Source organism: Peribacillus sp. FSL M8-0224 (assembly GCF_038003055.1).
Taxonomy (GTDB): domain Bacteria; phylum Bacillota; class Bacilli; order Bacillales; family DSM-1321; genus Peribacillus; species Peribacillus frigoritolerans.
In genome coordinates this window covers 1,218,651-1,230,549 of the sequence record NZ_JBBOOJ010000001.1, presented here as the reverse complement: position 1 = coordinate 1,230,549, position 11,899 = coordinate 1,218,651, and the positions used below count along the sequence as shown (strand labels likewise).

Here is an 11,899-nt window from a genome sequence, read left to right as displayed (position 1 = left end):
CGGCTGATGATTCTTCAGCCGCTTTAACTATTCATATATTATATTATACTTATTCTGTATTTTCGCCAAGATAAATTCTTATTGTAGAGCCTTGTTTTACTTTAACACCTGGATCTGGGGCTTGATTTATGACTTTATCCCCATTTCCGGCAATATCAAGCTTAAGGTCGATGAGCTGGGTTTGCAACTCTTTTTTGCTGAGACCCACGACGTCGGGTACCTCGACCATGACGGGATCCGTCCAGACCGTTTCCTTCTCAATCTGGTTCTTCCTTGGCTTGACGCCCATGGCCCTAAGTGAATCCTCCATGATATTCCCAACGATCGGTGCGGCAACGACCCCGCCGAATTGTACCGTTCCTTTCGGATTATCCACAGCTATATACACGACGATTTGCGGATCATCCGCTGGAGCGACACCAATGAATGAGAGAATATAATTATTTTCAAGGTATCGGCCATTTTCAGCTTTTTGGGCTGTACCCGTTTTCCCGCCGACGCGGTACGACTCCACGAATGCTCCTTTACCGCTTCCTTGGGCGACAACGGATTCAAGCGCTTCCCGGACTTTCTTCGAGGTTGCTTCTGAAATCACCTTTTTCTTCGCCTGAGGGGTCTTTCGCATCAGCACTTCCCCATTTTTTGGATTCACGAGTTCCTTCGCGATATATGGTGTATACAAAGTCCCGCCATTCACGGCCGCCGATACCGCTGTCACCTGCTGAATGGGCGTTACGGCTACACCTTGTCCAAACGCAGTAGTTGCCTGCTCTACCGGACCCACTCGATCCATGTTGAACATGATTCCTTTTCCTTCTCCGGTTAAATCAATTCCCGTCTTTTGCCCAAAACCGAAATCATTTATATATTTAAACAGCTTGTCTTTACCAAGCCGGTTCCCTAATTCCACAAAACCCGGGTTACATGAGTTCTCGACCACTTCAAGAAAAGTTTGATCCCCATGTCCTCCGCTTTTCCAGCAATGCAGCGTTGATCCTGACACTTCCACATGTCCGGAATCATAAAAATGTTCCTTTTGTAAGTCGACCTTCCCTTCCTCAAGCGCTGCAGCAAGCGTGATGATCTTAAAAGTCGATCCTGGTTCATATATACTCCAAACTGGTAAATTACGATTATACACTTCTGAGGGGACATTTTGAAAATTGGCAGGGTCGAAGGTTGGCCTGCTGGACATTGCCAATATTTCCCCTGTGTTCGGGTCCATTGCAATGGCAATTATACCATCGGGATCATATGTCGCCTCCGCATTATCGAGCTCCCTCTCCACAATTGTTTGGATTTTGCTATCGATGGTCAGCTTCAAGTTATCACCATCAACAGGGGGCTTATAGTCATCGGCCATATTCTCAAGCCTTTTCCCTTTCGCATCGGAGTAAAATTTAACGAATCCTTTTTCCCCGCTTAGTTCCTTATCATAAGACAATTCAATACCCATCAACCCTTGATTGTCAGAGCCTGTAAAGCCAAGAACATGTGAAAGGTATTCACCAAATGGGTAATGGCGCTTTGAATCTTCAGCGATATATACACCCTTTATCCCTAATGCCTTAATTTCCTTCGCCTTTTCGTGAGATATCTTTCTGCCTTCCGGAATTCTGACGCTCATCGCCTGTTTCGTTAACCATTGATAAGCCTTTTCCTTTGTCATATCCAATATTGAAGCAAGCTGTTCCGCCGTCTCCCCAGGATTCTCAATCTGTCTTGGGATGACATACACTGTTGGCGCAGATATATTCGTTGCCAGCTCGACACCATTCCGATCAAGGATTTCTCCTCGTTTGGCTTCAAAAGGAATATTCCTGCTCCAGGAATCTTTAGCCAGCCCCGTCAACTTATCCCCTAGATAAAACTGTACAATTCCCAATCGGATATCAATGATAAAAAAAACAACGATACCGATCGCCAATGCGATTGCCAGCCGTTTTCGGACAGTAACATTCGAAACACGCAAAAACAGGCACCTCCATTTCATACATGCTTCAATATATGCTTGTCTACTCGATGCTAGACTAGAAAATTTGATAGAAATAAAGAGGGGATCCAATTGGATCCCCTCTTTGTCTTCACTCTGTTTTCTCTTTTGTCGATATATCTTCACCAGCCCCATCTGGTTGGGATAATTCAATATTGAAGGTTTCCCCTTCATTAACCTTTTTCCCGGCCTCAAGACTCTGTTTACTCACGTATCCCGTACCTTCGGTTTTCAGATCCAGTTTTGCAACCTTAGCCAATTTCATGACATCGCGCAAGGACCATCCCTTCATGTCAGGAACTTTCATTTCGCCATCCGTCCTGAGGATTATCTTTTCACCCTGTAAGAGTACACTCCCCGCTTTCGGGGATTGGTCGAGCACTTTACGTCCACTTCCGATCGTACTTACATCATAACCAAGTTCCTTCAGTTCTGTAACAGCTGAACTCTCGGTTTGATTCGTAAAGTCTTTGATTTTATTTGCTTTTTGTTTTTTAACTTCAGAAGGTTTTATGTTTAGATATTGCAGGCTATTTTGCATGACAGGATTAAATATCTCTGACAATGGATCAGCCCCAACATAAGATACACCTAACTTGGGCTGCTTGACCGCCACATACATGACCAACTGCGGATCATCTTTTGGAGCCATTCCTAAAAAGGAGAACACATAGTTATTTTTCCCTTCTAAATATCTACCTGTCGGACCCGCAATTTGTGCAGTACCGGTTTTCCCCGCTACTTGATATCCATCAATGGCATATTTTTTCCCAGTTCCTTTTTTCGCGGTAATTACCGTTTCCAAATAATCACGTACTTGTTTTGCAGTTTCTGCCGAAATCGGTTGCCCTGTCACTTTCGGCTTAGTCGTTTTCAAAATTTTTCCGGTATCCTGATCGGAAATGCTTTTTATCACGTACGGCCGCATCATTTTTCCGTCATTGGCTATTGCGGATGCAGCTTGGATTTGTTGAATCGGTGTAACGGTCGAACCCTGTCCAAAGGAGGTAGTCACTTTTTCAAGCTTATACTTGTATTGAATTTTTCCGGTTATCTCGTTTGGCAGGTCAATTCCCGTTTTTTTATCAAATCCGAACTTAGTCAAATACTCACGGAACGTATCGGCTCCTATTTTATCCATTGCAAGTGTGGCAAAAGCGACGTTCGAGGAACGTTGTACCCCTTCCAGAAAGGTCATGCTCTTTCCTCTTTCGATTCCGCTATGATCCCCGATTTTCCCCGATCCGGCTTTATAGGTTCCTGCAACAAAGCTTTCATTCGGATTAAAGACCCCTTCCTCAACAGCCGCGGCAAGGGTGAAGGTTTTCATGGTTGAACCCGGTTCGAAGGTTTCTTCAATAGCCAGGTTACGCCATGTATCCGTTAGGCCGACTTTCGTTGTCGGATGGAAGGTGGGCCTTTGCCCCATCGCCACAATCTCCCCCGTTTTGGGATTGGAGACAATCGCTATGATTTGTTCGGGATCGTATTTTTCCTGCACTTTGCTCATCGAGTCTTCCAAGAATGTTTGTATTTTCTTGTCGATCGTAAGCATGACATCATTGCCATTATCAGGAGCAACGACTTTTTCCTTCTTATCCGGTAAGAGGAAACCCCATGAGTCACTGTCATATGTCAGCTTCCCATCCGTTTCCTGCAATTCTTTATTGAGGTACCTTTCGATGCCGAACTTACCAGCCATTTCTCCCGTTTCTTCATCCTTTTCTACATAACCAATCAGATGGGAGGCAAAAATCCCATTCGGATAAAAACGTTTATTGGTCCTTCCGAATGTAATTCCCGGCAGTTCCAATTTTTCTATTTTCTGCTTGACGACCTGAGTCAAATCCTTGCCGGCACTGCCAAACTCCACTTGGTATGCCCCTTTTTTCGTAAGTCTTTCATAGATGTCCTGTTCATCCATTTCGATATATTTAGCAAGCTCATTCGCGGTCTTCTCCGGATCCTTGACATGCTCCGGCTCCTTTTCACTAAGTACTGCCCTTAAGATATAGGAGGAAGTATCTTCGGCGATGACTTCACCTTTTGTATCGAGTATGCTTCCCCTTTTTGCTTCTATGACCTGTTTTTTTTCATATTTCTTGTCGATTTTCGAAGCCAGTACCTCCCCGCCAGCTGTACCCGTCACCTGAATATACAAAAAGCGGCAGACTAAAACAAAAAAGAGCAGGCCGAATAAGAAGAATAATCCGGCTGCCCCATGCTTCATATTTTTTTGTTTCTGCATTATCACTGCACACCCTTCACATTATTCTCATTTAACTTGAACCCTAGCGCTGCAGCTTTTTTCCAAATTCTCTCGTATGTACTAAGTTCAGCAACCTGCACTTTTAAATCATCATTCACTTTACCCTGTTCTTCAATCGATGTTTCCACTAGCTGGATCTCTTTATTCGTTTCATAGATGGCCGCTTGATTAGAGACTATTTTCACTCCCATGAAGGTGACCATGATAGCAAGGGCACATAGTAAGAAAACTTCACCAATGGATATCTTCGCTTTACGGATGACCACTGTTTGCTGTGTCTGTTGCTGCTGTTGGTCTTCATATTGCTGTTCTTGTACTTTTTTGGCTATGGAACTCATTCATGTTCCCCCTCACTGATTTTTTTCTGTAATCATTGCTTTTCGGCGATTCTTAGCTTAGCCGACCGGGAACGATTATTCCCTTCCAACTCTTCTTCTGAAGGTAAAATCGGTTTTCTCGTAATTATTTTCATAGTTGGCTTGAATTCATCCGGGATAACTGGAAGTCCAGGCGGAAGATCCGGCATGCTACTGGCCTTTTTAAATACCGTTTTACAAATTCTATCTTCGAGCGAATGGAATGTAATAACAGATATTCTTCCCTCTCTATCCAAAAGCGAAATGGCCTGCTCCAGGGAATCTTCAAAGACACCAAGTTCGTCATTCACAGCGATCCTTATTGCTTGGAACACTCGTTTCGCAGGGTGCCCGCCTTTACGCCTTGCCGGGGCCGGTATCCCATCCTTAATTAATTCCACAAGTTCGAACGTCGTTTCAATCGGTTTTATTTCTCGTGCCGCTTCAATTTTCCTGGCAATTTGTTTCGAAAACTTTTCTTCTCCATATTGGAAGAAAATTCTCAGCAAATCATGGAATGACCAAGTATTCACGACATCATAGGCAGAAATGGCAGCACTTTGGTCCATCCTCATATCCAAAGGTGCATCATGGTTATAGCTGAAACCACGCTCCGGTGTATCCAATTGTGGGGATGACACACCTAAATCATAAAGGATCCCGTCCACTTTCTCGATTCCCCGGGCATTCAACTCTTCTTTTAAGTATTTAAAATTATTAGGAACAAGAACAATACGTTCGCCATAGCTTTCCAATTTTTCCTTAGCATTCCGAATCGCCGTTTCGTCCTGATCAAAAGCATAAAGCCTGCCCTTGTCAGAGAGCTGTGAAAGTAAGTATTCGCTGTGACCGGCTCCTCCTAAAGTACAATCCACATAAATTCCATCAGGTTTGATGTTCAATCCATCAACCGTCTCTTTTAATAACACTGTTGTATGTTGAAACATGCTAGACATCCTTCCAATCGGTTATTGAGTGACTCTATTTCTGAGGGCAGCCTTAAATATCAAAGCCAATCATATTTTCTGCTATCTCAGCGAAAGAATCCTCCGAAGCTGAAAAATAGTTTTCCCAAAGGGATTTGCTCCAAATCTCAATACGATTGGTAACACCAAGAATTACACATTCTTTTTCCAATTGGCCATATGAAGTAAGCGGCGTGGGGATATTAATTCGCCCTTGTTTATCAATTTCGCATTCTGTAGCTGCAGAAAAGAAAAAACGGGTAAAGGCTCGGGCATCTTTTTTTGTTAAAGGCAGGGCTTTCAGCTTTTCTTCTAGCAGCTTCCACTCTTCCATAGGGTAACCAAATAAACATTGATCGAGTCCGCGGGTAAGGACAAATTGCTCCCCGAGATTTTCCCTGAATTTCACCGGGACTATCAAACGGCCCTTTATATCGATGTTATGATGGTACTCTCCCATGAACATACCCAATACCCCCACATTCTAATCTCAATGTACCACATTCCCCCACCTTTCTCCACTTGTTTTTACTTTCTCCTTCCAAGTAAAAATTACCTTCTTTTCTTATTAAGTTTATTTAGCCAAATTATTCAAAGAAACGTGCATTTCCCTCGAATGCACTCAAACTAAGACGCAGGCCCACTATTACTGTCGAAGCCCCGCCTGACAAGTACTCAGGAAACAGAAAAAAGACAGGCTTTAGCACCTGTCTTTTTTTCACATTTCAATCCCTCCATCAGGATTGGTTTGTGGCAACCGTATTCAAAATGATCTATCCGCCACTTTTCCCCAAAACGGATGGTTTTTCTAAATGAAAATCAATTTATGCTGATTATTGAAGCGATAGTCCAGTTTCATCATATCCCTTACGAGCTCTGGCCCATATTGATTCAAGTAATAAAACACATTCCAAATCCTCTCCTGGGGTGATTCGAGAGGGTACAGCGAATTTGCTATCCGATCATATTTTTTCAAGATGACCGAATGTCTTTCCTTTGTACGGTCACCGATTTTGCCATAGATGAAATTCAATTGTTTTTGAATGAATTCAATGTTCTTGTTCAACATTGGCTCGAGTCCTCTATCCAAAGAGACAGCGTGGACAAATAGCTTTTCATGGTTCTCTTCAAGCTGTGATTTCAGCGTCCCGAACAGGGTGTCAATCGTCTCATCTTTAACGGAATCAAGGTAACTTTCCACAGCATTAGCGGTCCCTTCAGTCAGAACAGTTTCCAAACTGAGTTCCATTTCTTCAAGGTCGCTTTGGATACTCCGCTCCACCAGCGTGATGTTTAACCTAGGAATGATTGGCGGCATCTTCATGGAAAACAACTCAAACACCTTTTTTAATTCTGCCCAATAGGCTATTTCCCCTGGCCCAGAAACGAAAGCCAATACAGGGAAAAGCATTTCCTGCATGAGCGGGCGTGTAATGACATTGTTGCTTAATCGTTCTGGATGATTTCTGGCTATCTGCAAGAGTTCATCTCCGGTAAATGATACCTCACCGTTTTTTCCGCTGAAACCGCCTTCTACACGTTCGAGTAAACATCGATCTTTTTTTTCTGGATCATAATAAAATAAATTAGCGGCCTGTTTATCCATTTCAATCATTTTTGCATACCCTTTTGCATGCATGAATGATTGCTGTTCCTCGACCACTTCAGCAATCCGTCCACTTTCATTGACCATCGATTCAAAGTATGCCTTCTCGATTCGCCTTAAATCCGGATCTCCGGCATCGACTAGTAAAAGGCCATATTCTTTGAACCATTCATGAATCAGCTCGGCGAAGAAATCGACGAAAGTATTCGATCTCTTAATGGTTTCCTTCATATCAATCAGGAGTTTGTTCGTAAATTCCGTTTCTCCATATGTTTCAATGATTTCCTCAAGCCACTTCTCTGCCTTTTCCGTTTCCAGCTCCACATCGGAAACCATTGTTTTATATGGCTGGTAGGAAGGGTAGGTTTTTTTATCGGGTTTTCCGTTTTTCATAACATAAACATGATTGACTTCAGCCAAATCATGATCTTCTCCAGCTATCCAAAAAACCGGAATGACTGGCTGCCCCAGTTTTTTTTCCTGTTCTTCCGCAAGCTTAATGATCGATATCACTTTATGAATGGTATACAGCGGCCCTGATAATAACCCTGCCTGCTGTCCTCCAATCACAACCACGGAATCATCCCTGCGCAACCTTTCAATATTACCCTTAACTGCCTCACTGAACGAAAGACGAGACATGTATTGTTGTATGTAATCCGACAATTCCCCACGTGAAAAAGAGCGGTTCATCAATTCTTCATATCTATTGAGATAAATGTCAGGCTTAGACAAGTCATAGTGAAAATAATCCTCCGTTTCAAGACGGTTTTGTAAATAGTCCGATGCAAAACGGTTTAAAGATGGTAACGCGAGATCTTTCATCTCCATTTCTGTTCTCCCTTTCTCTGCAACTACAATTCTTTTTAGAGTATAACATTCCGGTTTAAGAAAACAAAAGAAGTTGCCCAGCAGCAGAAAATTGATGCGTTGTTCTATGTTATGTAGTCAATATCTTCGTAATACTTGTGATTATTCCAATGGAAAACAATAGAAGGTAAGCCACGAAAAAGAAGGCGAAGTTCACTCTCCAAAAACCCTTTAATACCTTATGGAAAATGATTTCTCCTTTTACCTTGTAATGGACAAGAACCACCACGAATGCGTTGATGATCATGATGAGCATGATCACCCAAAGAATTTGCATATCCCAAATCGTAATGATCAAATAATGGACGGATAATACGAACAGCAGCGTACTCATGTCCATTGCAAATTGAACGGAGCGCCGATGGTTTCCAGTGAATTGTTTGGCACCTATAAAAAAAAGTATATACCCTACGAAAGGCAAGGTAATAAATATCGCGGCAAGGCTTGAAACTACGTACGGCACATCCTCATCCCCCCTGAGACTCTTTTCCTTTGACCATCTTATATAGAGAAGACGTCAGGCAATCACTTTTCCCTTTATTCTTTGCCTCCGAGAGGATATGACCCAAAATGGCATCAATTTCCGTTTTACGGCCATTTTCTAAATCTTTTAGCATGGACGATCGATTTTCAGCAGTTGCCATGCAAACGGATTTCACATGTTCAAATGACTCTTCCTTATTTTGAACTTCCAAAATACCGGAGATTTCCCCGAAAAGATCTTGAAATAATTGGTAGTGAAAAGAGTTAGTGATTAAACCGCCATTTTCCACACCAAGTATCGCCGTTAATGGATTTATCACCGCATTGACGACAAGTTTATCCATCAGCATCGAGTGAAAATCTTCACTCGTCGTAAAAGGAAAATGATCGATCCTTTCATTCATGAGCGATAGTTGCCCAAGTTCCCCTCTAAAGGAAGCGATCCTTGTAATGCCAAGCCCCGTATGCTCCACGGTATTCCCGTCATGTTTCAATGCACCATGCTCCACTACCCCCACATATATGGTCGGGGATTGAAGCTGCTTTAAATAAGAAATATGCCCATAGCCATTCTGCAAGAATAGCAATGGAACCTGAATACCTTTGATCCTAGGCAATATTTGCGGCAGGTGATATTGCTTGACTGCCACTATTAGAAGATCCACATCCGATATCCCTTCATCCAGCCCCTTGGAAATGATGCCCGTCAGCAGTCGGCTTTCACCATCCGCAATAAGACGGATTCCATCACGTTGGATGATGGACGCCTGATCCGCAGTATGAGTATAGAGAGTCACATTATGTTTTTCACTTAAATGGGACGCAAACAGCAGCCCTATGGCCCCTCCGCCAATGATTCCAATTCTCATAATAACCTTCCTTACTTTTTTATATATATTTACTATTTTATCACATTATCTTTTTTAGCCTGCACCAATTTTCCCATCGTTGGAAAACGCAGCCAATCTGATTGAACGAAACGATGGAACTGCCATTAACGATGGCTCGTCATAAAATACCAATGGAAAGAATGATTAATACGCAATTGAAGATATATTTTCTTCTTTAAGTGTTAATTTAATGGTATATTAGATACGAAAAGCTTAGCCATTTTGAAGACTTTACAGGAACAAAAGATAACTCCAAACTCACCCCAAGAGATTGAAGGGAAAAGGGCGGGGGATATAAGGCTATAAGCATTTAGTCAGCTAGGATAAGTCGATGATGTCATACTAGATTTAACCTAAGTTGAAATTCCACATGGCAAAGATCAGTGGGATGACTTTCAAAGGGTACTATCGGAAGAGGTTTATCAGAATTAAGGGGGAGCTTTTTTATGGAATACAAGGTTGAACGATTACTTGTAAATTTTAAAACGCTTGAGGAATTCAAAAAATTCAAAGAATATGGGATACAGGAACTGTCCATGCTAGATGATTTAGAGGGTAACATCATCGAAAATGACAGCCAATCACCTTTTTACGGAATCTTTTATGGCGATAAACTTGTAGCTCGCATGAGCCTGTATAAAAGAAGCGCTAAATTCGACCAGTATTTTGACAATTCCAGGGATTTCCTTGTGCTTTGGAAACTTGAAGTCCTGCCTAACTATCAGAAAAAAGGTTATGGAAGAGCTTTGGTCGAATTCGCCAAAAGCCTGAACATGCCTATCAAAACCAACCCAAGAGTCCATTCACAAGACTTTTGGAAAAAGATGGGTTTTTCTGCTGTTTCCTATGACTTGGACAGGGACCTCGGAGAAAACCCGCTGATTTGGAGCCCATTTGACATACAAGATAAGGAAGAAATAGATACACAAGAATAAGGAAGCATCAAGAAAATGCGGGCGGATTTTCCCACCCGCATTTTTTATTTATTGACCCTTTCCAAATTACCATTCTTATCCATTTGAAAACTCACCTTCGGATTCGCCTTTTCGTCCTCCTGGACACTAAGTTTTCTTGCGCGCTCCATGATCTGCATTAACGCACGATAATCTTCCTCAACAGCTTTCAGGTTTTCCTTAAGCAGGACATTCTCTTCCAGTAATCGGACATTTTCCCGTTCAAGAAATAGGGAACGCTCAGAAATCCGTTCTTTTTCCTTATTATCAAGCTGAAAGAATTCATCCATTTTGGTTAAATATAATATAACTTCCTGAAGGGTAATAGATTCTTTATCTTCATGCTCGGGCGTTATTTCTTCAATCGTGACATTTTCGACCGCTGCAATCGAATCCCTTTCCACTTCAGGATTATTGACTACCTGTTCTTTCCTTTGTTTTTTCGCCAGCTCTATCCCTGATTTATATTGCTTCCTAACAAAGGAATTCCAACGGAACCCACAAGCAGCAGATGTCCTTGATAACTGTTTCCCCACTTCTTCAAACGCCTTTAATTGTGTACTGCCTTCCCGTATATGCCTCAGTACCACTTCAGCCAACAACAGATCCTCATCATGAGTCCATGCATCTTGTCTCGCAATCGTCATCTCTCTACCTCCTTAGCAAGTTTTAATTCATAATATGCACATGCTAGGAAAGATAGAAGATATATAGAGCGTGTAATATTTATTTTTTCTTATTTAGAAAACGCTCGACTGCAGCATGGTGCTCATCACTCGCCCACAGTTTGGAACATTCCCGGATTTCCGCATCCATTCTTCCTTTAAGCCCGCTATCCTGCCATTTATGGACCAGCAATCGTTTATAGGCCATCAATACCCCTTTCTCATGGCGAAGAAAATCTTCCGCAAACCATTCCCATCCATCCGTACCTTCTCCGACTACCTCATCTACGAAACCAAGTTCCTTCGCTTCCTCAGCTTTATGTATTTTTGCATCCAATAATAGCTTTAGCGCTTTTTGCTCTGGTATTTTTTCAAGTAAAAGCGAAGCTCCGCCCCAGCCAGTCGTTATTCCTAGAGTACCTTGTACAAACCCTAGCCTAGCTTCCCTCTTTGCTAACCTGAAATCACAAGCTGTCGCTATTTCGCATCCGCCGCCGAAAGCACTTCCATTGATTAGCGCTATTGTCGGTTTTGGGAAAACTGCTAGTTTATACAGAATTTCACCCATTTTCGATAACATAGAAAAGGCCTCTTCTTCTGTATGCAAATCCTGAAATTCCCTTAGATCCCCGCCTGAACAGAACGCCTCAGAGCCCGCGCCGGTCAGGACCAGCAACTTAACTTCATCATCGCTTGCAGCTTCCGACAATATCGACTCAAGTTCGTCCATCAGCTGATAATTCACGGCATTCCTTTTCTCCGGTCTATTAAATAGGAGCTTCATGAAACCGCGTTTATCCATTTCAACTTCAATCACCTGATCCATGTAAACACCTTCTCCAAAATCAT

12 protein-coding genes are annotated in these 11,899 nt (G+C 42.4%); 1 reads left to right on the top strand and 11 read right to left on the bottom strand.

All coding sequences use genetic code 11. The annotated features are described in order from the left end of the window. Nucleotides 1–49: 49 nt before the first annotated feature. The 9 genes from MKX49_RS06000 to MKX49_RS05960 form a co-directional block, all read right to left on the bottom strand. A complete protein-coding gene (locus MKX49_RS06000; protein WP_034313905.1) occupies nt 50–1,972 on the bottom strand; it encodes a stage V sporulation protein D in 1,923 nt (640 codons plus the stop codon). A 112-nt stretch (nt 1,973–2,084) separates the two neighbouring features. After that, nucleotides 2,085–4,241: a penicillin-binding protein gene (locus tag MKX49_RS05995; protein WP_340875656.1), complete on the bottom strand. Its 2,157-nt coding sequence runs from the start codon at nt 4,239–4,241 to the stop codon at nt 2,085–2,087. Nucleotides 4,242–4,243: 2 nt separating this feature from the next. Continuing rightward, nucleotides 4,244–4,600 carry a cell division protein FtsL gene (gene ftsL, locus MKX49_RS05990; protein ID WP_072272701.1) on the bottom strand — a complete coding sequence of 119 codons (357 nt, stop codon included), beginning with the start codon at nt 4,598–4,600 and terminating at the stop codon, nt 4,244–4,246. A gap of 32 nt (nt 4,601–4,632) precedes the next feature. Then, on the bottom strand, nt 4,633–5,565 hold the full coding sequence (gene rsmH, locus MKX49_RS05985; RefSeq protein WP_340875654.1) for a 16S rRNA (cytosine(1402)-N(4))-methyltransferase RsmH: 933 nt from the start codon (nt 5,563–5,565) through the stop codon (nt 4,633–4,635). Between the two features lie 52 nt (nt 5,566–5,617). Next, nucleotides 5,618–6,049 carry a division/cell wall cluster transcriptional repressor MraZ gene (gene mraZ / locus MKX49_RS05980; protein ID WP_034313914.1) on the bottom strand — a complete coding sequence of 144 codons (432 nt, stop codon included), beginning with the start codon at nt 6,047–6,049 and terminating at the stop codon, nt 5,618–5,620. A gap of 121 nt (nt 6,050–6,170) precedes the next feature. After that, nucleotides 6,171–6,305: a hypothetical protein gene (locus MKX49_RS05975; protein WP_286676029.1), complete on the bottom strand. Its 135-nt coding sequence runs from the start codon at nt 6,303–6,305 to the stop codon at nt 6,171–6,173. A gap of 86 nt (nt 6,306–6,391) precedes the next feature. Beyond that, on the bottom strand, nt 6,392–8,020 hold the full coding sequence (gene bshC, locus MKX49_RS05970; RefSeq protein WP_340875649.1) for a bacillithiol biosynthesis cysteine-adding enzyme BshC: 1,629 nt from the start codon (nt 8,018–8,020) through the stop codon (nt 6,392–6,394). A gap of 109 nt (nt 8,021–8,129) precedes the next feature. Further along, on the bottom strand, nt 8,130–8,522 hold the full coding sequence (locus MKX49_RS05965; protein WP_275730360.1) for a DUF3397 domain-containing protein: 393 nt from the start codon (nt 8,520–8,522) through the stop codon (nt 8,130–8,132). Nucleotides 8,523–8,526: 4 nt separating this feature from the next. Beyond that, nucleotides 8,527–9,411, bottom strand: coding sequence for a 2-dehydropantoate 2-reductase (locus MKX49_RS05960; protein WP_340875647.1), 885 nt, complete (start codon nt 9,409–9,411; stop codon nt 8,527–8,529). Between the two features lie 467 nt (nt 9,412–9,878). On the opposite strand from MKX49_RS05960, the gene MKX49_RS05955 reads away from it, so the two are divergent. Further along, nucleotides 9,879–10,367: an N-acetyltransferase gene (locus MKX49_RS05955; protein ID WP_318291365.1), complete on the top strand. Its 489-nt coding sequence runs from the start codon at nt 9,879–9,881 to the stop codon at nt 10,365–10,367. Nucleotides 10,368–10,411: 44 nt separating this feature from the next. Here the strand turns inward: MKX49_RS05955 and MKX49_RS05950 are convergent, their stop codons facing one another. Then, entirely contained in the window at nt 10,412–11,032 is a 621-nt protein-coding gene (locus MKX49_RS05950) for an RsfA family transcriptional regulator (protein WP_048684572.1), read from the bottom strand. 79 nt (nt 11,033–11,111) lie between these two features. Then, nucleotides 11,112–11,876, bottom strand: coding sequence for an enoyl-CoA hydratase/isomerase family protein (locus MKX49_RS05945; RefSeq protein WP_340875644.1), 765 nt, complete (start codon nt 11,874–11,876; stop codon nt 11,112–11,114). Between the last annotated feature and the right edge of the window lie 23 nt (nt 11,877–11,899).

Excerpts from the sequence above, each read along its gene's own strand:
- MKX49_RS05995 (WP_340875656.1), bottom strand. The coding sequence starts at position 4,241 with ATGCAGAAACAAAAAAATATGAAGCATGGGGCAGCCGGATTATTCTTC.
- ftsL (WP_072272701.1), bottom strand. The coding sequence starts at position 4,600 with ATGAGTTCCATAGCCAAAAAAGTACAAGAACAGCAATATGAAGACCAA.
- rsmH (WP_340875654.1), bottom strand. The coding sequence starts at position 5,565 with ATGTTTCAACATACAACAGTGTTATTAAAAGAGACGGTTGATGGATTG.
- mraZ (WP_034313914.1), bottom strand. The coding sequence starts at position 6,049 with ATGTTCATGGGAGAGTACCATCATAACATCGATATAAAGGGCCGTTTG.
- bshC (WP_340875649.1), bottom strand. The coding sequence starts at position 8,020 with ATGGAGATGAAAGATCTCGCGTTACCATCTTTAAACCGTTTTGCATCG.
- MKX49_RS05960 (WP_340875647.1), bottom strand. The coding sequence starts at position 9,411 with ATGAGAATTGGAATCATTGGCGGAGGGGCCATAGGGCTGCTGTTTGCG.
- MKX49_RS05955 (WP_318291365.1), top strand. The coding sequence starts at position 9,879 with ATGGAATACAAGGTTGAACGATTACTTGTAAATTTTAAAACGCTTGAG.
- MKX49_RS05950 (WP_048684572.1), bottom strand. The coding sequence starts at position 11,032 with ATGACGATTGCGAGACAAGATGCATGGACTCATGATGAGGATCTGTTG.
- MKX49_RS05945 (WP_340875644.1), bottom strand. The coding sequence starts at position 11,876 with ATGGATCAGGTGATTGAAGTTGAAATGGATAAACGCGGTTTCATGAAG.